The sequence below is a fragment of the Sphingobacterium sp. FBM7-1 genome, from assembly GCF_020687765.1.
Taxonomy (GTDB): Bacteria; Bacteroidota; Bacteroidia; order Sphingobacteriales; family Sphingobacteriaceae; genus Sphingobacterium.
In genome coordinates, this window is the sequence record NZ_JAJEWJ010000001.1 from 346584 (window position 1) to 370569 (window position 23986).

Genomic DNA, 23986 nt, shown 5'->3' on the forward strand with positions numbered 1-23986 from the left:
CGCCTTCCAAACAAAAACAATTTTGCTTTCGATCAAAAAAACAGTAAGTTGGACCATATGGAAAAAAAGACCTTAGCTATTATCGGTTGTGGCAGATTGGCCACCCTTATTACGGATGCGTATAACAACAATTTACTCTCCGAGTTTGAATTGGTTGCGACCTATTCCCGGAGTAAGGAAAAGGCGGAATATATCGCCGAGAAAGTTAATACGGGCGGACGTTCGGAATCCACTTGCGTCCCGCAGGCGTCCATTTCGGACTTACTAGCATTAAAGCCTGACTATATTATTGAAACTGCATCACCCAATGCCCTTAAAAGTTTTGCCTTAGATGCGTTAAAAAACGGTTCATCGATCGTGACGCTCTCGATGGGGGCCTTTGCGGACAAAGCATTCTATGAGGATGTCACTAAGACCGCCAAACAATACGGAACCAGAGTCCATATTGCCTCCGGCGCTATCGGCGGACTGGATGTATTACGCACCGTATCTTTGATGGGTCCCTGCGAAGCAACATTTCAAACTGAAAAAAGCCCAAATTCACTACGAAAGTCGTCTGTTTATGAGGAATCCCTACAATACGAGAAGAAAAAGGTATTCGAAGGAAATGCGGTTGAAGCTATCGCACTTTTCCCTACCAGCGTTAACGTATCGGTGGCAGCTTCTATTGCTTCTGTTGGGCCGGAAAACATGCGGGTATCGATTACTTCTACCCCTGAGTTTATAGGCGACAACCACCGCATAGAGATCAAAAATGACCAAGTCCATGCGGTAGTTGACGTCTATAGTGCTACAGCCCAGATTGCAGGCTGGAGCATTGTCAATACACTGCGAAATATCGTTTCGCCTATTGTGTTTTAATATAGCTTTCAATATTGGCCAATACCTTCTCGCTCAGGCGTACAAACGCCTGGCGGGTGCGGCCTACCGAAACCCCCATGCAGTTTACATGCGGATGGTCTACAAATTTCTCATTGCCTAAAGCAATCAGCGTATCACAGTAGCACCGGTTATCCCCTTCAATCCATTTAGCGAAAGGTTCTTCATCCCATGCTGGAGAAAGGCCGGTATTGATTAAGATCTTACGGTCGCCCATCGCTGCGAAATCCTCTTCGTGTAGCAAAACGACACCGCGATTCAAACAGGTGATAATGACTTCATTTTCTTTTACCAGTTCACGAACCGGCAGAAACCGATAGCCTTTTTGCTTAGCATCTTCTTTTTCAGAACGGGCGAAATACGAAATTTCCGCACCGAAGAACCGAAGCGCATCCGCAATCATGCCCCCTGATTTACCCAAGCCAATAATGCCCACTTTTGTATTGGTAATTTCGCGGGGTACCCCGTCCCATGGCTCACGTGGCGTACCATCATTCTCCGTTCCGAAGCCGTGCAGGCAACGTACCAGTTCGCTCACCACATACTCTACCACTCCTTCATCCCCATAGTCACGTACACCTAATACCGTGATACCTCTTGAATTGGCATAACGAATATCGACGTTTGCACTCTCGGGCGTGTAGAGTGAGCAGCACATGCCAATATATTTCACATTAGGACATTTCGACAACGCGTCTTCACCCAAGCGCGAGATATAGCTGATCAAAACAGCATCCGCATCACCAATCCGCTCAGCCATTTCTTCGGCTGACTGCGGACTATCCGGATAAAAAATAACTTCATCCGCATACTTAAACAAAGCCTCCTCTGCCGAGGGAATTAAATTCAATGGCTCAACAGCAACTATTTTTTTAAACATATCAAATAAATAAAGTAAAGTTGTTTACTAACCTAATACGCTTTCGCGAATAATACCCGCTTGTTGGACGGCTTACCCGTAAAGATACAGGTACCGGCTTCCTCCTTTGCATCCAAAGGAACACAACGGATGGTTGCTTTCGTCTCGTCCTTCACGCGTTTTTCTGTTTCTACCGTTCCGTCCCAATGACAGGAAACAAAACCACCTTTCGTTTCTAAAATCTCTTTAAACTCCTCATAAGAATTTACCTCGGTAATATGCTCATTACGGAACGAAAGTGCTTTATGGTAAATATTCTCCTGAATAATTCCCAATAGATTTTCAATCGTTACAGCCAGCCCCTCCTGCGATACCGTTTCTTTGGTTTGCGTATCGCGGCGTGCCAATTCTACTGTTCCATTTTGCATATCGCGCGCACCCACGGCTACCCGTAGCGGTACGCCTTTCATTTCCCACTCGGCAAATTTAAATCCCGGACGTTGGGTATCGCGGTCATCATATTTTACCGAAATATCCATATCCTGTAGCGATGCGGACAGCGAATTAACAAAGCCATCTATCGTGGCTTTTTCTTCCTCAGTTTTATAGATCGGTACGATAACCACCTGAATAGGTGCCAATTTTGGAGGGAGTACAAGTCCTTGGTCGTCTGAGTGCGCCATAATCAACGCTCCCATTAAACGGGTAGATACCCCCCAAGAAGTCGCCCAAACGTGTTCTAGCTTACCTTCTTTCGAGGTAAATTTCACATCAAAAGCTTTCGCAAAGTTTTGCCCCAGAAAGTGCGAAGTACCGGCCTGTAAGGCTTTGCCATCCTGCATTAACGCTTCTATACAATACGTTTCTAAAGCACCTGCGAAACGCTCATTTTCCGTTTTAACACCCCGCACCACCGGAACGGCAAGGGTTTGTTCAGCAAAGTCGGCGTACACCTCTAACATACGTTCTGCTTCTTCGATGGCTTCGTCACGGGTAGCATGTGCCGTATGGCCTTCTTGCCATAAAAACTCCGCCGTGCGCAAGAATAAACGCGTACGCATTTCCCAACGAACCACGTTAGCCCACTGGTTCACTAAAATTGGTAAATCGCGATAAGACTCTATCCAACCTTTATAGGTATTCCAGATGATCGTTTCCGAGGTAGGGCGTACGATAAGCTCTTCCTCCAACTTCGCTGTCTCGTCTACCACTATATTGCCTTCTCCATCATTCTTTAAGCGGTAGTGGGTCACTACCGCACACTCGGTGGCAAAACCCTCCACGTGCGATGCCTCTTTCGAGAAAAAAGATTTAGGTATAAAAAGCGGGAAATAAGCATTAGAATGCCCGGTATCTTTAAATTTCTTATCCAAAATCGCCTGCATACGCTCCCATATGGCATACCCATAAGGTTTGATCACCATACAACCCCGGACGGCAGAATGCTCTGCCAGATCAGCCTTGACGACTAAGTCGTTGTACCATTGCGAATAATCTTCGCTACGACTTGTTATACCTTTTCCCATTATTTATTTCGATTTTTATTTCTGTAACAATTCTTGTATTTTGTACGTATTATATATAAAACTTCGGGAGCCCTGAGGTTTTATTTATATTTTTGACTAGAGATTAAACCCCCGGTTAAAAAACCGGTCTAAGATAATAAATAAAGACTGTATTAACGAAGTTTAACAGTAGAGGATATCATGAAGACAAATAGATTATTATTCGGTAGTTTGACGCTGACAGCCATATTGGCACTGAGTTCGTGTTCGACGAGTAGGCAGATCGCCCACCGAGATGATGTATATAATAACCAAGCGCAAGCTCCGGAGGATTACTTGAGTCCAGATTATTATTATACAGATGGCGAGGTGCAAGATGGCCAATATGCACAACAAGAATACTACGCAGACGAGTACTCCGATGAAGAATATGTAGAAGGATTCGAATACGACACTAATCTGGAGTATGCGAATCGTATTAATCGCTTTTATTATAGCTCACCAGGCATGCCTTATTTTGACCCTTGGTTTGATCCTTGGTACGGATATGGATATGGAGGTTTCGGCCTCGGATGGTCTAACTGGGGCTGGGGATCGGGCTGGTCTCTAGGTTTCGGATGGGGTCGCCCTTATTATGGCTTAGGATGGGGCTTCGGCGGATACCCTTATTACGGCTATGGCCGTCTAGGTTGGGGAGGCTATCCATACGCTGGCCATTGGGGCTACAATGCTTGGGGACACCCACATTACGGATATGGTAATCACTACTACGGCGGAAACCGCTATAGTGTACGACCGGCCAATGCGCCGACGCGTATCGCCGCTCGCAGCGGCTATAATACCCGCACCGGAAATACATCACGCGTTTCAAGTTCCCGCGTTGCTCGCGATAGCAATGGCCGTATTGTAACCGGACGGACTACCCGCGCGACAACCGGTGGTACCCGCACCAACGTAGGAAGCACCACCCGTACACGGAGTTCGGCTAATCCGGCCGCTGTAGGCACGCGTACTACACGGGGTACAACTACCAGTAGAGAAGCGATACAAAATAGAACGCGGACGACTACCCGTCCGACGACAAATACATCTCGGACAAGAGCAACAACGCGTCCAACTACTCGTCCGACCACACAAAGAGCTACGCGTCCAACCACACAACCTTCCAGACCTACAACACGGTCGACAGGCCCAACATATAGCCCTTCCAGAGGTTCTTCTGGCGGTTCAATGTCAAGTGGTGGCGGTGCAACTAGAAGCTCCGGCGGCGGTAGTGCTAGAGGCGGTAGAACAAGATAATTTTTTCAATCGATATCATATGAACATGATGTAGAGACGCAAGTTTTTGCGTCTCTACTATTTAAAACACATTATGCGTATACAACACCTACTTTTTACATCATTACTACTTTCAGGATTAGGTTTTTCTGCTCATGGTCAGTCGGTGGGCAACGGATTGATTTTTTCGCAGGAGACCAACGGCGGGACGGCACGCTTCAAGGGTTTAGGAAATGCGAAAACGGCATTGGGTGGCGACATCAGTTCGATTACCGGAAACCCAGCTGGTTTGGGATTCTTTGGCCAGTCCGATATTTCCGTCACACTCAACTATAATAATGCGGCAAATAAAGGCTCCTATTTTGGAAACAGCATTAGTAAAAACAAAGGCAAGTTCGGGATCGATCATGCAGGAGTCGTATTCCATTTCCCTAAGAATGAAGGCTACCATGGGTGGCAAAACTTCAACGTGGGGATAAGTTACGAAAACACGAATCAGTTTTCGAATAATGTACGCTACGAAGGCCTAAACCCCAATAACACGATCGTTAGTGCTTATACCGATGATATCGCTAGTTTTGGCGATCAAGCCCTCGCGACCAGCCTTTATGGCATCCGGCTTATTGAGCAATTCGCCGATGCCAGTAATGGTTATTTTCCGATCACACAGGAATCAGGCAATAAAGACCAGATCAGTGATATTCTCACCACAGGGCTTAGTTCCAAAACTTCAATCGCCTTTGGGGGTAATTATAATAATGTTTTTTACATTGGGGGTAATGTTGGATTCAGCTCGTTTTTACACGAAAATTCGGCGCAGTTCTCCGAATATGGCTGGACCAAAAATGCAGCTGCTGTCGCAGCCGATAATCCCAATTCCAGCTTTGTAGATCCCACACATGAAGATTACGACTTTTTAAGTGCGAACTACGAAATGCTCGACGATTATTACCAACGATCAGAAGGAACAGGGATCGATTTCAAAATCGGTGCTATTTATAAGCCCACTGTCGATTGGAACATCGGTGCAACCATCACCTCTCCTACCTGGTATACGATCGATCAGTATACTGAAAGTTATATCGGAGTAGATTATTACGACAATGAAGACGCCACTGAAGCGTTTGATTTCGGTGAAACCCAATTTACGGATGACTTTACTTACCGCTTGGTAACTCCTTGGAAATTTGGACTTGGCCTTTCCAAGTTCTTTAGTCGTGGATTATTATCAGCAGATGCGGAATACGTGAATTATAGCAGTATCAAAGTGCGGAGCGCCGGCTATGCAAATTCCACTGACGACGCACTTTGGGATCAAGACTTTAAGGATGCCTATCAAGGAGCCGTTAACCTACGTATCGGAGGAGAATACCTTCTTACCAATACTATCAGTGGCCGAGCTGGTATCAACTATTTTGGAAATCCATACAAAAATGCGGACAATAAACAATACAGCGGTAGTTTAGGCCTAGGTACAAAGCTTAGCAATACGCTTTATATGGATGTAGCGCTTGTCCACCTGATCAACGAGTACAAAGTGAGTCCGTACAACATCGATGAAGCATTTTGGAATAGTCCTAGTCCGGTAGCAGATATCAAACACCAGCGCACAAATGTGGTTTTAACCCTGGGTGCTAAGTTTTAATTCGTTTAGATTAACTATGAAACCCAAAACCGTCTTATTCGGAATTATTACCGCCCTGGTGCTCATCATTCTTTTTAATAACAAAGAAGAAGCGAGCTTTTGGTTGTTTGGTGAAATACGTACCTCAAAACTGTTGATATTGGGCGTATTCTTTCTATTGGGGCTCATTACCGGCGGAATTTTGTTCCGTCGGAAAAGAAGCCATCCGACGGAATACAGTATTAACAATACACACACGGCAGAGCATCATGAAACGGAAAATCCGTCCCCTTATTCGAATTTATCCGAGGAAGACCGGAAATTTTTAGATCGGGATTAGGAAAAGAGGTTAGCCACAAACGATAATAAGATAAGCAAGAGCGCCGGTAACATGTACCGGCGCTCCTTTTATTTTAACAATCCTTTACAGATCTTACTAATCAACGCTGGGCCTTCATAAATAAAACCGGTATAAACCTGCACTAAACTCGCGCCCGCTTCGAGTTTTTCGATCGCATCTTCTGCACTATGAATGCCCCCTACACCTATAATTGGAAAGGAACGGTTTGAACGAGTTGCCAGATACCTAATCACCTCCGTAGAGCGTCTAGTCAGCGGTTTGCCACTCACCCCACCCGCTTCCTCAACCAAAGTGGGGTCACTGTTTAAGTTCGCTCTAGAAATGGTCGTATTCGTCGCGATCACCCCGGCAATCTGTGTTTCGGTAACGATCTCGACAATATCGTCCAATTGTGAATCGGTTAAGTCCGGTGCGATTTTAAGTAAAATCGGTCGCTGTATAGCTTTCGTATTATTTAATTCCTGAAGGGTATTTAAAATTTTCTTGAGCGGCTCTTTTTCCTGTAGATCCCGTAAACCAGGGGTGTTTGGCGAACTTACATTCACCACGAAATAATCGACGTAATCAAAAAGCGCATTAAAACAGTATATATAATCGTTTACGGCCTCCTCATTGGGCGTCATCTTATTTTTACCGATATTCCCGCCGATAATCAGCTGCTCTCTATCTTTCAATTGTTTCAGACGGCCAGCAGCTACGTCAGCTCCCTGATTGTTAAAACCCATCCGGTTGATCAAAGCCTCGTCTTCTACCAGCCGAAACATCCGCGGCTTATCATTTCCCGGTTGTGGGCGTGGCGTAACCGTACCGATTTCAATAAATCCGAAGCCCATACCGGCCATCTCGGCTATATATTCCGCGTTCTTATCGAAACCCGCTGCCAATCCTACCGGATTTTTAAACTTTAGCCCGAATACTTCCCGTTCTAAACGGGAATCATTCACCGTATAGAGCGACTTCAAGAGCGATTTCGCACCCCAGATCTTAGAAAATGAGCGCAAGCCTCCCGTTACCCGGTGGTGTGCCGTCTCGGGATCCATCGAAAAAAATATAGGTTTAACGATTTTATACATGTGTACAAAGGTAGCCAAAGAAGCAGAAATATTCATTACTTTTGCAGCAAATGATATCAATTAATAATTTAACATTCGAGATTGGTTCGCGTGCTTTATACGATGACGCCAATTGGCATATAAAACCCGGAGATAAGGCTGGATTGATCGGTGCAAACGGCGCCGGCAAATCTACTTTGCTGAAATTAATCGTGGGTGACTATACCCCTACCTCCGGAACGATATCCATGGCGAAAGACCTCAAAATAGGTTACTTAAACCAGGACCTGCTCTCTTATCATTCCGATAAAAGTATCTTGCACGTTGCCATGGAGGCTTTTGAGCGGCAAAATCAGCTCCACGCGGAGATTGAAGCCTTACTCCACAAAATGGAAACGGACTATTCAGATGATATATTAAACAAGCTGAGCGACAAGCAAATGGAGTTTGAAGCGCTGGACGGCTATAGTATTGAGTTTCGAGCACACGAAATCTTGGCCGGCTTAGGGTTTTCAGAAGATGAGCAACAACGACCATTAGCCACCTTCTCGGGAGGCTGGCGCATGCGGGTCATGCTGGCGCGTATCCTGCTCCAAACGCCGGACATCCTCCTACTGGATGAGCCGACCAACCACTTGGACTTACCTTCAATTAAATGGTTAGAAAACTACTTACAGTCCTTTGAGGGTTCGATCGTTATCGTTTCACACGACCGTTATTTCCTCGATCGGATTATCAATAAAACCGTAGAGTCTCGGAAAGGCAAACTTAACGTCTATGCCGGTAACTATTCTTTCTATCTGGAAGAAAAATCGCTACGGGAGGAGATCCAAGGCAATCAGTTTAAGAACCAGCAAGCGAAGATCAAGCAAGAAGAACGGCTTATTGAGCGTTTCCGCGCAAAAGCGAGTAAAGCCAAAATGGTACAATCCCGTATCAAAGCACTAGACCGCATGGAAAAAGTCGACGATATAGACGATGATAATCCCGAAGTAAATTTCAGCTTTAAATTCTCGAAACCTTCCGGGCGCCATGTGGTCACCTTGGAAAACATTTCCAAATCCTATCCTAACCTGGAGATTTTACAGGATACGAGTGCAATTATCGAAAAAGGCGATAAAATTGCGCTGATCGGAGCAAACGGTAAAGGTAAGTCAACATTGCTTCGTATCGTAGCAGATGCCGATAAAGAATATGAAGGGAAAAGTATAAAAGGACACAATGTCTCTCAAACCTTTTTTGCCCAGCATCAGCTAGAAGCTTTACACTTAGAAAACACAATTATCCAGGAGTTGGTAAACTTTGCACCGAAACATACCGAAACCGAATTACGCTCAATCTTGGGATGTTTTTTGTTTACGGGTGATGACGTATTTAAGAAGATTAAGGTACTGTCCGGTGGTGAAAAATCACGGGTCGCATTGGCAAAAGCATTAACTGCCGACGCCAACTTTCTTGTACTCGATGAGCCGACCAACCACCTGGACATGGCTTCTGTGAACATTCTTATTCAAGCTTTACAGCAGTTTGAAGGAACGTTTATCGTTGTTTCTCACGACCGCTATTTCTTAGATAACGTCGCTAATAAAATTTGGTTTATCGAAGACAAAGAAATCAAAGAATACCCAGGCACCTACCAGGAATATGAAGAATGGAATGCCAAACGTGTCGTGAAGAAAGATACCAGTACCCCAAAAAAGGTCGTAAAGGAGCAGCCTAAAAAGGAAAAAGCGTCTCTTTCGGAAGACAAGACTAAACTCATTCAACGTAAGAACAAAGAACTCGCAAGCCTCGAACAACAAATAGAAGCCAGCGAGAAATCATTGAAGGAACAGGAAACTAATTTGGCAAAAGAAGAAATATATGCGGATGCACAGAAGCTTCAAGAAGCCACCCGTACATACAACTCTGCAAAAGCATCCCTCCAGCAGCTTCAAAACAGCTGGGAAGAACTGGCTGAGGAGATTATGGGGTTAGAGGGGTAGGTTTGTTCTTTTTCTCCGCGAAAAAGAACCAAAACCGAGCGTAGCGAGCTCATGGATACGAAAATAAACACGAATCCATAAAGCTCCTCGCTTCGAATGTTTTACATTAGGGATAGTACGAAAAATGGGTTCCTACAGTTGTCAAACATCCGGATGTGACATTGAGTGTTAAGGACGGGGCAGTTCAATTACTGCATAGTTGTTAACTTAGATGTACGGTAAAGTTGTAAAACATTCGGATGCGATATTGAATGTTAAAGATGGAACCGTTCAATTACTGCATAGTTGTTAACTTAGATGTACGGTAAAGTTGTAAAACATTCGGATGCGATATTGAATGTTAAAGATGGAACCGTTCATTTACTGCATATCCGTTACGGTAGATGTACTGTAAGCTTAAAACATTCGGATGCGAGATTGAATGTTAAGGAGGGACCCTTCAATTACTGCATAGCTGTTAACTTAGATGTACTGTATAGCTACTAACTCAGATGGTAGCTTTGGTTTTTAAACTCCATGGAGGTATAATAGCTATATTTTTCGGTATCTAGTGGGTAGTCCCAGCATCCCATACGATGGTACATTTCGCCTCCAAAGCCTCGTTTAAACCGGTATAGCCCGTACATCGGGTGTGATGGATCAGGGTTCGGTGCAGTTCCAAAAAAATCGTATTCCGTACAGCCGCGTTCTTTGGCCATTTCCATCGCGCGCCATTGGAGCGCATAAGTCGCCATATAATTCCGGTTTTCGGTAGCGGAGGCTCCGTATAAATAGGTTCCTCTATTGGCTGAAATTACCAAAAACATAGCTGCCAATGGCTTATCTTCTACTTCAGCTAGAAGGAGATAAACATCTGCTGGTGAATCCGTATCGGCAGCTCGCGCTTCGAGCACTACCCGAAAGTATTGGATATCATGCAAAAAGAAATTATTTCGTTGCGCCGTCTGGCGATATAAATCATACCATATTTCCAAACTCTCAATACCCAGCGAGCGCACATGTACGCCTCTTTTCTTCGACAGGTTGATATTATAGCGGGTCTTAGGCTTCATCCCCCCCAATAGTCTATCTTTATCCTTACGTAGATCCATAAACATCGTATTGGACGGCAGAATATCCGTATTAGCTTTCCGTAAACGCCAATGTTCGGTACTATAGTTTAAGCGGATTTCCTGTATGTTTTTTTCCGGCACACCTAGCCAATTACCATGTAGATCATAGCAGCTCTCATCTTTCGCCCACAGGGATTGCCAAGGAAGATCATAACGGATCATAATACACTTCTTCGGCAAGAAAGTCCGTAAACTTTCCGATAACTGTTCCAAAAAATAGCCTTGGTTTTCCTCGGAGGGTTCTACTTCGGGACCATAAGGAACGTAAGCAATACTGTGTTCTTGATCCACAGGCTGTATGACGATCAGTAAATCGCCAATAAAATACGTATCGCTTTCCGTATGTGTATATAGATCGGATTGCTTCGTTCTGAAATTGAAAGCTTTCGTATGTAATCCCTGTAAATTTTTCACTTTCGACCAATAGGCCGTTTGTTGGATAATGGATGTCTTATAAACCTGTTTAATTTCCTTATCCTCTAATTCTGCAATCATATTTGAAAATCCAAAAACCGCGAACTTAGCCAAAGTGTTTGGATTAAACAACCGAGATTTATCATTAATAGGCTATATCGCGAGATTTTCTGATCATTATGTTAGGACACCTTATATGCTACGGCTATGTCATCCCACTGTTTTATTATGTTAAATGAAACGGAATTAACATTCTGTTAATATTAGTTTAGTATTTTTGGTATTATGGAAGAGAATAAATACAATGTTCCCGTTGTGTTGACCCATATCAATGATGACTCGCACAACTTTAAGCCCTTACCAGCCCCAACCGGTGCCTATCCGTACCGCCTAAATATCGCAGACGTTATCGGGGACGGTGCCGCTGCGTTACAGGATCGTATGTATTTCCACATGGTGGGTGACACCGGTAGTGTCCGTCACTCCGAATTTCAGGCTACTGTAGCCGCCACTTTAGCTCAACAGATCGAGGGGCACCCTGATGCTCCACCGGCTTTTCTTTTTCACTTAGGTGATGTCGTATATAACCATGGCGAGGCGAGCGAATATCCCGCGCAATTCCTTAAACCCTATCAAAAATACCCGGCTCCGATCTTTGCGATCGCCGGCAATCATGATGGTGATGTTAATCCCTTGGCTAGTCCATACCAAAGTCTAGATGCGTTTATGAACGTTTTCTGTGACACCCATAGCCGGCCGATCAGCTACGGTACGAATAGCCGGAAGAGCATGATCCAGCCGAACGTTTATTGGACTTTAGAGACACCACTCGCACGTTTTATAGGCTTATACGCCAATGTGACCAAACACGGACACATCACCGAAGAACAGCGGGAATGGTTTATCGAAGAACTGCAGGAGGCAGCAAAACATCGCGGCGAACAAGCTATTATCGTATGCGTACACCATGCGCCCTACTCGGTAGACACCAATCATGCATCCAGCGTATCAATGGTCAACTTTCTAGAAAACGCTTTCGCTGAAGCGGACGTCTTACCCGACGCTGTATTCAGCGGACATGTCCACAACTATCAGCGTTTTCATAAAACCTATCCCGATGGTACTATGGTTCCTTATATCGTAGCCGGTGCCGGGGGGTATGCACTACTTCACACGTTGGCCACCTATGACGATCCAACGGTCGAGCCATTACGACTCGACGATAGCACGATCGAGTTAGCTGCTTATTGCGACGATCGTTATGGATTCCTCAAAATGGGTGTTATCAGAAGTGAACGAGGTCTCGTTTTATCCGGAGCTTATTATACGCTCAGCAAGCCTGATGATACGGAAGCCAAACTGTATGACCGTTTTGAAATACCGTTGCAACGACAAGTTTTGTCAGAAGCATAGCATCACAAATTTCCGGGGACAGGTTGCGTTTACCCTGATCTTAAACCAGTTTTTTCGAATTAAAAATGGAACAAAAACTGAATCACAAGCATCAGTATTTCCTTTTTTTTACCGATCTTGGTACTTTCAATTCGACAAACAGATTATGTCCGCGTATACGCACATTCGGTATTAAATAAAAAACTTATGAAAAAAGGCTTCCTATTAATTACTATTCTTGGTCTGGCATTCAACAGCCACGCTCAATTGTTAAAAAAGATACAGCGCAAAGTCGAGGATCGCGTCGAGAAATCCGTTGACGGCATCTTAAACGGACAGGACAAAGAGAACACCTCATCGTCTGGTGTCGGTGTCTCTGGCGCAGCCACAGCTGGACCAAAAACGTCCGGGACTTTCGAAATCCTGACGAAATCTGAACCTTTTGTTTCGGGGAATCGTCTTTTATTTGAAGACAGTTTAAACTACGATACACCGGGCCGCATGGCTAAATACTGGCAGACAAACAGTACCGGCAGGGTTGTTGAAATCGGTGGCGCGCCCGGTAAATGGTTACAGTTAGCCGATCATGCCTCCTACCAACTAGACACCCTGTTACAATTACCTAAAAAATTCACGTTGGAGTTTGATTTACTCACCCGAGCCGACAAAGCCGGGGATTTGAGAGACATAGACTTTGGTTTTTCGAAGAACAACAGTACTCGCCAATATATCTACGGCGTTTCAAACGAAACGAATGTTTATACGAGCTTAAAGTACAATTATCAGGTTGTTACAACATCTAGCCACAATACGAACAACGAAAGTAGAATTGAATTTCCTTTGGATAATTACGCAAATGCCATTATGCATGTTTCTATGGCAATAGACGGCGACCGTATGCAAATCTATATTGACGACCATAAAGTACTGGATGCAATTGTATTAGATCCAAATGCACCTAAACATTTCTTTATCACTACAGATAATTACCGAAACAACGCATCTGCCTTTATCAGCAATTTACGGATCCACGGGTTTAACTAATCCCGTGGCCGCCGCTTTACGTATAATCCGCGGTTCCTCAGAGCGTTCCATATAATAAAAACGAGCAGAACCGCTGCCGCTATATAACAAGCATGAACTATCGTAACAGCGCCATCGTCCGCGTTATTAGCTACGGAAATAGCTATCAGTGCCCATATGCCAACCAACGCATACTCGCGTAAGTTGCGGGTTACAATCACGAAAATATTTATCAAAGCCGCTACAGCGATCATAATAACCGTCCAGTTCAGCGGTGAGATACCCCATCCATCCCAACCTATCTTCGTCAACCATGCGGCCATATTCGCAATAAGCGCTACGGATACCCAACCCGCATAAATTGCGAAAGGCCAGAAGATAAACAGGTAATGCTTCCAGGGGTGTGGATCCAGCTCCATTCTAGTAACAACAATAATCCGCAGTAAGACAATCAACAAGGCGACCATAATCAGCACAGAAAAGCCCGTATAGTCGTTTAGCCATGCAACCACCCAAAATGAATTGGCGGCGCAACTCAACACAAATAACGAGCCTATTTTAAGCAGAATCGGGTGTGCTTGCGCATTCTTAAAGGAACTACGTCCCGTATAAATTACGAAACCTAGTAAACCGAGGTAAATAACTCCCCAGATAGAAAATGCGTAACCAGCAGGTGTAAAAAAGTTATCGTATTTTGCAGAGATGGTACTCATGGTATTCCCATCAAATATGCCCGTATTGGCGAAGTAATTTACGAAAACGGTAATCAGCAGTGCGACGCCGTTCACAATGGGGAGTGTAGTTTTCATTGTTCAATGCTATTGATCCTTACTTATAAAGCTCAAATGAGCATTTTTGTTTTGGCTCATGGCCGAAATGGCGCTTTCTCCAAGTAGTTTACTATCGGAACAGCGAAGTTAACGTGATGCACTTTGCGGGTAGGTCATCGCATCTATATTTTTTACAGCTGTTTCCGGAGTGATTCGGCGTGTGTATGCCCAAACGGTCTTATCGCTCGACATAAAAAAATCCCCTATGCCAATATACCACACGGTATGGCCACGACTCAATGCTTCAAAAGCGAGGATGGATGTTGTACAGTTCTGTTCTTCCTTGTGCGTCTGATTGATTAAAAATGCTATCGTCATTTCAAAAGTTGTGTTAAATTATGTTTGAATAGAACAGCTCGTATAGGCTTTAGTTCAACCGTACCGACATGTATAAACACGTAAGCCACCCCGTATAAATCGTATGATTATTTAATATACTACCTGTAAACATTCTCGTCGCGCTTTACGGCATTTTTTTTGGTGTAGCCTAGTTGCCAACATTATTAAACTTAAGGAATATAGGCTATGAGCGTATTTACGAGTAAGGAAAATATAACAGATCTCTTAGAAAGGGGCATCGGAAACACGCCATTGCTTAAATTGCAATCCCTGTTTGCCCGGCTAAACATGCACGTCTACGCAAAGATGGAAATGGGAAATCCGAGTGGCAGCGTCAAAGATAGGTCCGCCACCCGTATTCTGCTCGAAGCGATCCATAACGGCGAAATCAATTCGGAAAGCACTATTATAGAGTCTTCCTCTGGAAACATGGGTATTGCATTGGCTCGGCTCTGCAAACTGCTGCAGTTACCATCATATATCGTTGTCGACCCCTACATCAATCAACACGCTAAAAAACTATTGCGTAGTTATGGAGCAAACTTGGTTGAAGTAACCGAAAGGGACAAAAACCAAGGCTACCTCGGCAACCGGCTAAAAAAAGTACAAGAACTTTTGGATACCGTGCCTAATAGCTACTGGACGAACCAGTATGGCAATCCCAACGTGTGCATCGCACACCAACGTATATTCCAGGAAATTTTAGAGCAGCTTGGCGCCGCTCCCGACTATATGTTGGTTGCGACGAGTACATGTGGCACACTCCGCGGCATCGCCGATGCCATTGAGATGTCGAGTTCGCCAACCAAGCTCATCGCGGTTGATGCCGAAGGTAGCATTCTCTTCGAAAACCAACCCAAGGCAAGACATATCCCAGGAATGGGCGCAAGCCATCCATCCGCCTTTTTGCGAAGGTACCAGATTGACCGCTACACGCTTGTTTCCGATTATGAAGCAATACAAGGATGCCAGATCATTCAAGAGCACGAAGGCATGTTGATCGGTGGATCTTCCGGCGCCCTAATCGCCGCGCTGCATAAATTAAAGGACTATATTCCTGCAAACGCCTCGGTCGCGTTGCTTTTCCCGGACAGCGGTGAACGGTATCTTGATACCATCTATAATGATTTATGGATACAGCAGATATCTGAAAAAGTAATGGCATGATCTGGAAAAAAGAGCACATCACGCCACAAAACGACCTGTATTCCTATAGCCAAACGGTGAATAAAACCTACTCGCCGCCGGCCGAAGCGCATACGGTTGCCATCGTGGGAGGCGGTCCTAAAGGCATGTATGCCGTCAATCACTTTGCGAATCAAATGCACCTCAACCCTACGACAAGGCACTATGAATTGCTGTGGTTTAATCAGGACGAATACTTTGCTTGCGGACCGAATTATCACATTCATCAGCCCGATTACCTGCTGATCAACTATTGCATCGGGCATGTTCAGGCCTTTCACCCCGCATATCGGAATATGGAAAGCCAAAAAACTTTCGTAGACTGGTTGAACACCGTAAAGACTGTCGATACCACGGTCAAGCCAACCGACTTTGCCTCACGCGCCTTGGTGGGACACTACTTACAGTGGGTCGCTATGGAAACACTTCGTAACCTTCCGTACAATATCCACGTCAAGCTTATCCCGCAATCGGTTATTGCAGTAAGCGATCTGGATGCACAAGCGACCATACAGACCCATTCCGGACAGTGGACGGTCAACAGTGTCCTGCTAACGACCGGTCATTGTTACCATAACGGTGTCTTGATCGATCAGCCCAATATACCGGACGTAAAGTATATACGCAGCCCCTACCCCGTCTCGCAATTTAGCGAGCTACTCGCGCAGTCGTCCGTTGGAGTTATCGGCATGGGTTTAACCTTTATCGACATTGCCCTAGCCCTTACCGAAGGTCGTGGGGGTTCGTTTGAACAGGGTACCTACCATCGATCTGGCAAAGAACCCACCATTTATCCCTTCTCCCGAACCTCCCTTCCCATTCTTTGCCGTGGACCACAATACCAAATGAAGCGACCGCTGCATATCCTGACTGCGAGCCAGTTTGAGAAATGGATGAGTAGATCAGTAAAAATAGATTTCGTTAAAGAAGTACTCCCTCTGATCGAAGAAGAGGTGCAACTTGCCTATTACGGGGTCGCCTTCGACTTAGCTAGCCCAGATCGCATACGAGAGAAAATACAAGACATACCCGTCTCCGGGCGTTTTACGCTAGATGATTTATTACAACCAGCGTTGAACAATGAAGAAGAGATCATCCAGTATATCCGCACAAACATAGATGAAGCTCGAAAAGGCGAAGAAAGAAGTCCGTTAATGGCCGCAGCTGCCGTTTGGAGCAATATATGTACCCCTATCTCTTCGCTATACCAAACCGTAGGCTTCACGGGCGCATCTCAGCAGCAGTTGGATCAATATTACTTCGGCGCGTTTAATCGCGTAAGTTACGGCCCACCTATATCGAACATGGAGAAAATATATGCCTTAGCTAAAGCCGGAGTTATCCGATTCACAGCGTTAGCTAATCCGACGATTCGCTGGCAAGCTGATCAACATACGTTCTCCGTCCGTGATTCGAACGGTAAAACCATGCAGCTGGATTACCTGATTGATGCGCGCATCGGCCGGCCAGCGCTCCAAAAAAGGAATGCTGTACTCTATGACAACCTACTTCTGCAAGCGTCTATACGAGCACATGAAAACGAAGGATATCGACCGGGCAACATGTCCGTCGATATACATGGAAAATGCACAACAATATCCGGATTGCCGTTTTATTGCTACGGATCCAATACCGAAGGCATATTTTTCGATAATGACACCTTATCACGAACAAAAAACGATACCGCATGTTATTGGGTACAAGAGACACTTCGCCAAATATAGAAAGTACATTTATGGATAACACATTTTTACCATTAACCCCCATCCTACACCGTTGGATACAAGATATCATCGAACAACCTATAACATTGTTTCGCGCGATTGAACAACATGGATCGCCCATAAACATCCATCACCTGGCGCCCCTAGAGGAGAATATAGACGCTTATGTTGGGGTGCTTACAAAATACAACATTACCCATAAAATATTCTTTGCCCGCAAAGCCAATAAATGCCTGGAGTTAGCCCAGGCCGCAGCACATGCAGGCCAAGGGGTAGATACCGCGAGTTACCGTGAACTCCAACAATGTGTGGAATCAGGTATAGCTAACCGGCAACTCGTACTTACCGCCGCGGTCAAAAACAGAAGCCTTCTCGAACTCGCGCTGCAGCACGATATCACCGTCGTATTGGATAACGAAGATGAGCTGCAGCTGGCACAAGATGTCGCGCAAGAGAAGAAAAGAACCATGGAGATAAACATTCGCGTCGGCGGTTTTTTCGTTGAAAACCAACGCTTGCCTACCCGCTTCGGCTTTCCGATCGATCGCGCCGTAGCCTGCGTAAGCGGCTTAGCGGATAAATATCCCAACTTGGTGTACACAGGGTTACATTTTCATCTTAACGGTTATTCGGTCTCTGAACGGGTAGCCGCTATCGAGCAATCCGTGCGTGTCATTGACGAACTGGCAAACGAAGGCATTCATACCAAGTCACTCGACATAGGCGGCGGTATCTTGATGAACTACCTGCAATCTGAACAGGAATGGCTCGACTTCCACCAGGCACTACGTGAAGCCGTGCTCGGCAAACGCTCAGCGCTCACCTATCAGAACGACGCACTTGGTATGGTTAAGATCGACGGACAACTGCATGGAGAACCTACCGTATATCCGTATTTCAACAAGCTTCATAAAGAGCACTTGTTAGAAGCGATTCTAACCACCCCTTCTTCCATTTTTAATGTCCCGATCCATCAACTGTTTACCGCGCGGAACCTCGAATTCCGGATGGAGCCCGGGCGGTCACTACTGGATCAAGTCGGCTGTACAGTAGCAAAAGTTGCCTTCCGCAAAGAAGATAGTGAAGGCCGGTTGCTGGTGGGTTTAGAAATGAACCGTACCCAACTTAGAAGTTCCAGCGCTGATTTTTTATTAGATCCTATCCATCTACCCAAACGAGAAGACCAGGAAGCTAAAGATCCTTGTTATGCCTATCTCGTCGGAAGCTATTGCTTAGAACAAGAGTTAATTCTTAAGCGAAAAGTACGGCTCAAATCCTATCCCGAAATCGGTGATTTAATACTATTTCCCAATACAGCCGGCTATATGATGCATTTTTACGAATCTGAGGCACACCTGTTTGAACTTGCAAAAAACGTTTTCCTATAGTTGAAAAGACAGAGGCGCTAAACGAAAGCTCAAAGGCTACTAGTCCCGCAAACATCGTTCAATTTCCGCCGAGGTCGGTTCCCGAAGTATGGAGATACTATTGTCTTTTCGTAAGATCAGTCCCCTATCTTCAAACTTCTTAAACCAGCCTGCCCCCGCTCGATGAGTAGCCGGCTTATACCATGGGTAAAGGCTTCCAGCCCGCCCATGAAGGGCTTGCGGATGGGATGTTTTAGATGCGCAATAATTCCAATCTTCATAATGATCCATGTATAAATCTAACGCCTTTGCATTTACGGGATAAGGATGTGAATCCATCCATCATAGGAACGCCCCGAAAACAAAAAGGTTTTTCAAAAAAACTCCCGAAGCGTTCGCCCCGGGAGCCCAAATCAAGCAAAGTAAAGAAACCTATCGTATATCTCTCCGGCGCCGCCTGTTCCGCCGTCTGCCCTCCAGCAACCGGCTGGTCAGGTAGCTAACTGCAGCACCTACGATCGCGAATAGCGCGGTGTGTAGCAGGTTGCTCCAGTCGAAGCTGTTCCAGACCGAGCAGATGGTACCACCCAGCGTACCGAGCTGCACATTATTCAACATTCTCATCGCCTCCCTCCTTTCCAGTCGCTTTCGGCACTGACTCCTCATCCTGCATCACCTGCTCCATAATCCCTAGACCCACGGCGAGGTATCTCAGTATGGTCATCGCCTTGGCGGGCAGCTTGATGGGTGCCAGCAGTACGACCTGTACTGCTTGGCTAATTTTCTGGATAAGCCTTTTCATTAGCCCTCCCTGATTAAAAGAAACACCTCATCTCCTTGATCCCATAAACTGTAAACCAAGCCTTTCAATTTCGCCAACGCTTTCGCGCTATCGCTCCCCTTTCCTTCACCCGTGAGCGTGGTGACCGGTGCTATACATCCCATCAGCTCTTTTATCGCATTGTTGGCCGTATGAATTAAGATAGCTTCGCGACCGAGTACGGCAGGAATACCGATCTGCTCACCGTGTTTGGTATACTTTCGCTTTTCGAGCCTGTAGCATCCTTGCGGAATACAGCTTAAACGTTGTAGATTATTACGCCAAGGCAGTTCAATCGAATGGCAAATCTTTTCGCCATTAAAATAAATCGTGCCATTGGTTCCCTGTTCTCCGTAAGTCCGTCGAAGAACTAGGGTGCTTTTCATTGCCATATCACCGTACTAAAATACTTGCGTTATCACTCCAATCACCTGTCCCCTGGGTATTTACCGCACGCACCCGAACCTCGTGTCGCTCAGCTACCGCGAGCGGCGCAATAATATTAGCGCGCGAGGAACTGGTTGTAAAGCGTTCACTCCACTCATCCCCACCGATTATGCGGAACTGGTACTCATATACCAGCACATTTCGCTGCCTCGCAAAATCGAGTCTTACCTGTCCCGATTGCCTTCCATCGCCGAGTTTTACGCCTTCCACTTTCAGTGGCACCTGTACCGATCCACCGGCGCTATTTGTCGGGAATCCCGAGCTCAGCAGCGTTGATAGATGCCCGTCAGAGATGCTGTTTACATAATATGCCAACTGGCGTAAAGCAGCCTCTAGGGGTAGCCGGCTTTCATTTTTGAGAGCGGTTTCCTCTGGCGACCCGCGGCGGCGGGAGGCGGACAGCCTAGCCGAGAAATCGTCTAACAGTCCCTGTACCACGGCCAAAGTAGGCGTTGGTTGTTCAAAATGTACATTGTCTGTCATGGCACCGATAATTGTTGCAGCGGTCACCATGAGCTCGTCGTCTTTCATTCGTGTAAAGCCGACAAGCGCTTTAAATTTAGTAGCCATTTTTTTTCTTTTATGTTCTCCTCGCGAGATCGAACAGTACAAACGTAAAAAGCAAGCAACACACAAATGAAGTTTTGATAGGATTTGATAGAAATTGATAAAATTTGATAAAAAATAGTTTGAAAAACAGGCGATTATGTACATGGACATCACGCCAACCGCAATGTAATTAACCGCATTGTCCATGTACAATGCGTTCCAGTCTTCTAAAAAAACGGTTAAGTCCGAGAACAAATACGTTCATGCAGGGTACTATAACGACTACTCACCTTACTAGATAGCTATGTCGCGTGCATGCCTTGTAAACGCATGGGACAGTAGCGCTAAGTCCGGTAAAGAAATGACTTCTTCACCGGACAATAGCTAAAACGCAAGGAACAATATAGACTAGACATCCTACAATAACCCGATGTTCCGTGTAGGCATTAACTTGTAGATGTACATAGCCTTATTGAAATCCGTAAAAGCGCTATATCTTTCCTTTTCTTCTACTCTCTTCGATGGCTTTGAGAATATCTTCCTCGAAATACATATCCGATCCACCCAACCGCATAGGGATTAATAACTCCTTTTTCAGATTACGGTTGTACGTTGGTTCGGACATATTCATCTTGTCCAAGAGTTCCCCCTTCGTCCAGATATGGCGTTCTTGCAACGGCACGCGTTGTTGTCGTTTGATATCGACAAGTTCGGTAAACAGATCAATAAGTTTGCCCAGCTGATTTTTAATGGTGGTTAATAGTTCGATGATCATTTTCAGTCCACTTAGCATAATTGGAATTCATTTCAAGCAACAGCCGAACATCAGGCGGCAAAGGAGAATACCCAAACCGCCCACTCCTGTTGAATAGGTTTTACAAATAGGGATGCATACAATTAACGCAATGGAATAAAGTCATCCCAACCTTTATGTACCATGCGGTTTTTATTAGCCAAAAAATCCTCTACAATAGTATTTTTCATTCCCGGACCGATTTCGCGCAATTTATCGATCTTGTCTTGGGATACTTTTGTCAACATGTTCTCGTATACCTCTGGCTGCAGTTTCAATTTTCTGGACCGCGGTTTGATCGGATAAAAGATAAGCATCGTATTGATATAGTAGTTCTTCGAGATCTTGAGCATCCAAGGATCCAGGCCGCGCTGTTTCAGCTGGTCAAAAATATCTCCACCGAACATCCGCTCTCCGTCCGATAAAATTACATACTGTTCTTTGGAATACGATTCTATAAATACGATATCAAAAAAGCGTATAGCTGTACCCGAAAATTTCGGTCCCATCCCTCCGCTTACCAACAGGTATGAAAATAGCGAGTACAGGTCGATATGAGCATCTAAGTTTACTGGAACTGGGGCTTCTAATACCCTTTCGTCCGTATTTCCAATTTTTAAAAGACTACTACCCAACGCATATTCTGGGCGAAAAAGAAGTAAAGTGGCATATCCTACCACCAAGAAAAGCAAGGTCGGAAAATAATCGGTCATGTAATCTTTCATGATACCTACCGTATCCGAAGTTACGGAAGCAAGACACCAAACTGCGCCCATATGGAACAAAAGCACCGGCGTAACGGCATACCCAAAATAGGATAAATGCAAACGCTCTCCGTATTCACTTCTCATTTTATAATATTGCCGTGCAATCCAAGCCGCATAACCCCAAAAGATACCGGCTACGACGCAACTCAGTAAGAAAAAATTGACATTAGACAATCGATTCCATAAGTCTCCCTGGAAAAATTTTAGATTAAATACGATCGCTGCTAAAAATGCATATATCCCGAAAATAGGCATTTTCATAACTCTTTTATATGTGGTTTACAATGGATGTCTTTAACCGTTTATTAGACATCGTTTTCTAAGGTAATAATTTAATTTTAAAGAATAAAAAACTAAATTAAAAAACATAAAACACCGTTACAAAAAGGTATCAAAAAAAGATTTACCTAACCTACAAACACCAAAAGGTCAAACCATTTATTTAGGATCTAACCTCCAAAAACACCAATGTTAGCCCCATTTCAGCCTTTTACCCCTTGAATTCGGCTTCCATATGGTCTTTCTTTGGGGTTCATATATTAATCAAATGACATGAAACCAAATTTTGACAATGCAGGCGTTGCCCAGGTGCAAGCGTCTGTCGTAGGGCTTCCGGCAACCGAACTAGCCGATGAATTGACCCGGGTTCGCGCGGACTTCAAAGCGTGGATGCGCGAACATTTCGATCTCACTACTTCTCAAGATCAGCAACTGGATCTTATGCCGGCAGATTTCACGGCGCGCTTGGCCAATGCGATCGCCGATCGTTGGGAACAGCGTATCGTGGTGCCCTTTTACAAGGAAACAAGTGCAAAAGGGGACAGCAACGATCTAAAAGATCTGATTATCAATGGGCAGAATCAGTTGACGTATACTCCTGGTTCGAGCCCAAGTGTAGCCGCACCTGAGCTGTCCATTTGGATACGCTACCAAAGCCACATTTAAACTTTAGCCTTTTCCTTCGGACTTATGCCGAACAGTAAGCCCGCGGGAATTCAAAAAATCCTTTTACACGGAAGTAGTTGCCATTGCTGAGCGGCGATGGCGCTACTTTCATCTAATACATAGCCCATGAATATTCCCTATTTATTTGCCAACCCCGCTAGATGGAGATGGCGTAAATATGCTGTATTCTCCCCCGCTCCGGGGGGATTATTCTAAATGCCCAGACACCCCGTGTCGACATTGCTGGCAAGGGCATGCCTTCTAGTGGACTCAATTCATAAATTTTAATAACATCATAAAAACAATCATCATGACTGTAATGAAAAGTTATTGGCTACGTGCCGGTATATTATTAATTGTATTCGTTCTCGGAGTATTTATACTTGTAGGCGCTACGGAAAGCGATAAAGAGGCGGTTAAGACCACAAAAATGATCGTTCTTCAAGACCAGTGGTATAGTGTTGCTAAAATCAACGCGTCTGGCCCGGACGATCCGTCCAATTTCCAAATCACAGGAACGACTTCCACTCCCCCAGCACTGCCAAATCCAAATCAGTGTACCCAAGCCAATAATGCAGGCCGGTACTGTGCGTTCAAACTAGAGTTTGATGCGGCAGAAGACCCAGAGTCTGTAATAGGACAGAATTTGGAAAACGCCATGGAGAATCTGAATGCGTCGCAGGTCGGTCACGCTAGAAATCCAAGCGAGCTATAAGATCCTTAGCGTAAAACGCAT

At 45.1% G+C, this 23986-nt stretch carries 23 protein-coding genes; 12 read left to right on the forward strand and 11 right to left on the reverse strand.

Annotated elements, in window-relative coordinates; translation table 11 throughout:
• The first annotated feature begins 57 nt into the window (after positions 1 to 57).
• Entirely contained in the window at positions 58 to 861 is an 804-nt protein-coding gene (locus tag LKO28_RS01690) for an aspartate dehydrogenase domain-containing protein (RefSeq protein ID WP_227692805.1), read from the forward strand.
• On the opposite strand, the gene LKO28_RS01695 is transcribed toward LKO28_RS01690, so the two are convergent.
• Both LKO28_RS01695 and proS read right to left on the reverse strand, forming a co-directional pair.
• The gene (locus LKO28_RS01695) at positions 848 to 1759 is read right to left on the reverse strand and encodes an NAD(P)-dependent oxidoreductase (RefSeq protein WP_227692806.1); all 912 of its coding nucleotides are present in this window, start codon (positions 1757 to 1759) and stop codon (positions 848 to 850) included. The genes LKO28_RS01690 and LKO28_RS01695 overlap by 14 nt on opposite strands.
• Positions 1760 to 1791: 32 nt before the next feature.
• On the reverse strand, positions 1792 to 3264 hold the full coding sequence (gene proS / locus LKO28_RS01700) for a proline--tRNA ligase (protein WP_227692807.1): 1473 nt from the start codon (positions 3262 to 3264) through the stop codon (positions 1792 to 1794).
• A 180-nt stretch (positions 3265 to 3444) separates the two neighbouring features.
• Here proS and LKO28_RS01705 point away from each other — a divergent pair, with 180 nt between their 5' ends.
• From LKO28_RS01705 to LKO28_RS01715, 3 genes are all read left to right on the forward strand, one after another.
• Complete coding sequence (locus LKO28_RS01705) at positions 3445 to 4542, forward strand: hypothetical protein (RefSeq protein ID WP_227692808.1); 1098 nt, start codon at positions 3445 to 3447, stop codon at positions 4540 to 4542.
• Between the two features lie 73 nt (positions 4543 to 4615).
• On the forward strand, positions 4616 to 6166 hold the full coding sequence (locus LKO28_RS01710) for an OmpP1/FadL family transporter (protein ID WP_227692809.1): 1551 nt from the start codon (positions 4616 to 4618) through the stop codon (positions 6164 to 6166).
• A 16-nt stretch (positions 6167 to 6182) separates the two neighbouring features.
• The gene (locus tag LKO28_RS01715; RefSeq protein WP_227692810.1) at positions 6183 to 6485 is read left to right on the forward strand and encodes an LPXTG cell wall anchor domain-containing protein; all 303 of its coding nucleotides are present in this window, start codon (positions 6183 to 6185) and stop codon (positions 6483 to 6485) included.
• A gap of 68 nt (positions 6486 to 6553) precedes the next feature.
• Here LKO28_RS01715 and LKO28_RS01720 read toward each other — a convergent pair whose 3' ends face one another.
• The gene (locus LKO28_RS01720; protein WP_227693535.1) at positions 6554 to 7579 is read right to left on the reverse strand and encodes a quinone-dependent dihydroorotate dehydrogenase; all 1026 of its coding nucleotides are present in this window, start codon (positions 7577 to 7579) and stop codon (positions 6554 to 6556) included.
• Between the two features lie 50 nt (positions 7580 to 7629).
• On the opposite strand from LKO28_RS01720, the gene LKO28_RS01725 reads away from it, so the two are divergent.
• Complete coding sequence (locus LKO28_RS01725; RefSeq protein WP_227692811.1) at positions 7630 to 9543, forward strand: ABC-F family ATP-binding cassette domain-containing protein; 1914 nt, start codon at positions 7630 to 7632, stop codon at positions 9541 to 9543.
• A gap of 482 nt (positions 9544 to 10025) precedes the next feature.
• Here LKO28_RS01725 and LKO28_RS01730 read toward each other — a convergent pair whose 3' ends face one another.
• The gene (locus LKO28_RS01730) at positions 10026 to 11150 is read right to left on the reverse strand and encodes a lipid II:glycine glycyltransferase FemX (protein ID WP_227692812.1); all 1125 of its coding nucleotides are present in this window, start codon (positions 11148 to 11150) and stop codon (positions 10026 to 10028) included.
• Positions 11151 to 11354: 204 nt separating this feature from the next.
• On the opposite strand from LKO28_RS01730, the gene LKO28_RS01735 reads away from it, so the two are divergent.
• A complete protein-coding gene (locus LKO28_RS01735) occupies positions 11355 to 12482 on the forward strand; it encodes a metallophosphoesterase family protein (protein WP_227692813.1) in 1128 nt (375 codons plus the stop codon).
• A gap of 186 nt (positions 12483 to 12668) precedes the next feature.
• On the forward strand, positions 12669 to 13505 hold the full coding sequence (locus LKO28_RS01740; RefSeq protein WP_227692814.1) for a hypothetical protein: 837 nt from the start codon (positions 12669 to 12671) through the stop codon (positions 13503 to 13505).
• Here LKO28_RS01740 and LKO28_RS01745 read toward each other — a convergent pair.
• Together LKO28_RS01745 and LKO28_RS01750 are read right to left on the reverse strand one after the other, a co-directional pair.
• Positions 13502 to 14293, reverse strand: a complete 792-nt coding sequence (locus LKO28_RS01745) for a hypothetical protein (protein ID WP_227692815.1) — start codon at positions 14291 to 14293, stop codon at positions 13502 to 13504. The two genes, LKO28_RS01740 and LKO28_RS01745, sit on opposite strands and share 4 nt — an antisense overlap.
• A 108-nt stretch (positions 14294 to 14401) precedes the next feature.
• On the reverse strand, positions 14402 to 14632 hold the full coding sequence (locus LKO28_RS01750; RefSeq protein WP_227692816.1) for a hypothetical protein: 231 nt from the start codon (positions 14630 to 14632) through the stop codon (positions 14402 to 14404).
• Positions 14633 to 14839: 207 nt separating this feature from the next.
• On the opposite strand from LKO28_RS01750, the gene sbnA reads away from it, so the two are divergent.
• From sbnA to LKO28_RS01765, 3 genes are read left to right on the forward strand one after another with little or no spacing between them, the layout of a single operon-like run.
• Positions 14840 to 15820 carry a 2,3-diaminopropionate biosynthesis protein SbnA gene (sbnA, locus tag LKO28_RS01755; RefSeq protein ID WP_227692817.1) on the forward strand — a complete coding sequence of 327 codons (981 nt, stop codon included), beginning with the start codon at positions 14840 to 14842 and terminating at the stop codon, positions 15818 to 15820.
• Positions 15817 to 17562, forward strand: coding sequence for an FAD/NAD(P)-binding protein (locus LKO28_RS01760; RefSeq protein ID WP_227692818.1), 1746 nt, complete (start codon positions 15817 to 15819; stop codon positions 17560 to 17562). Before sbnA ends, LKO28_RS01760 begins: the two co-directional genes overlap by 4 nt.
• Before the next feature lie 11 nt (positions 17563 to 17573).
• Positions 17574 to 18950, forward strand: a complete 1377-nt coding sequence (locus LKO28_RS01765; RefSeq protein ID WP_227692819.1) for an alanine racemase — start codon at positions 17574 to 17576, stop codon at positions 18948 to 18950.
• A gap of 39 nt (positions 18951 to 18989) precedes the next feature.
• Here LKO28_RS01765 and LKO28_RS01770 read toward each other — a convergent pair whose 3' ends face one another.
• From LKO28_RS01770 to LKO28_RS01790, 5 genes are all read right to left on the reverse strand, one after another.
• Entirely contained in the window at positions 18990 to 19268 is a 279-nt protein-coding gene (locus LKO28_RS01770) for a hypothetical protein (protein WP_227692820.1), read from the reverse strand.
• A gap of 462 nt (positions 19269 to 19730) precedes the next feature.
• Positions 19731 to 20141, reverse strand: coding sequence for a DUF5675 family protein (locus tag LKO28_RS01775; RefSeq protein WP_227692821.1), 411 nt, complete (start codon positions 20139 to 20141; stop codon positions 19731 to 19733).
• A 1-nt stretch (position 20142) separates the two neighbouring features.
• Positions 20143 to 20766, reverse strand: a complete 624-nt coding sequence (locus tag LKO28_RS01780; RefSeq protein ID WP_227692822.1) for a fibronectin type III domain-containing protein — start codon at positions 20764 to 20766, stop codon at positions 20143 to 20145.
• A 469-nt stretch (positions 20767 to 21235) separates the two neighbouring features.
• Positions 21236 to 21538 carry a hypothetical protein gene (locus LKO28_RS01785; RefSeq protein ID WP_227692823.1) on the reverse strand — a complete coding sequence of 101 codons (303 nt, stop codon included), beginning with the start codon at positions 21536 to 21538 and terminating at the stop codon, positions 21236 to 21238.
• Positions 21539 to 21642: 104 nt separating this feature from the next.
• Entirely contained in the window at positions 21643 to 22566 is a 924-nt protein-coding gene (locus tag LKO28_RS01790; protein ID WP_227692824.1) for a hypothetical protein, read from the reverse strand.
• 291 nt (positions 22567 to 22857) lie between these two features.
• Here LKO28_RS01790 and LKO28_RS01795 point away from each other — a divergent pair, with 291 nt between their 5' ends.
• Positions 22858 to 23250 carry a hypothetical protein gene (locus LKO28_RS01795; RefSeq protein WP_227692825.1) on the forward strand — a complete coding sequence of 131 codons (393 nt, stop codon included), beginning with the start codon at positions 22858 to 22860 and terminating at the stop codon, positions 23248 to 23250.
• 310 nt (positions 23251 to 23560) lie between these two features.
• Positions 23561 to 23965, forward strand: a complete 405-nt coding sequence (locus tag LKO28_RS01800; RefSeq protein WP_227692826.1) for a hypothetical protein — start codon at positions 23561 to 23563, stop codon at positions 23963 to 23965.
• The last annotated feature ends 21 nt before the right edge of the window (positions 23966 to 23986 follow it).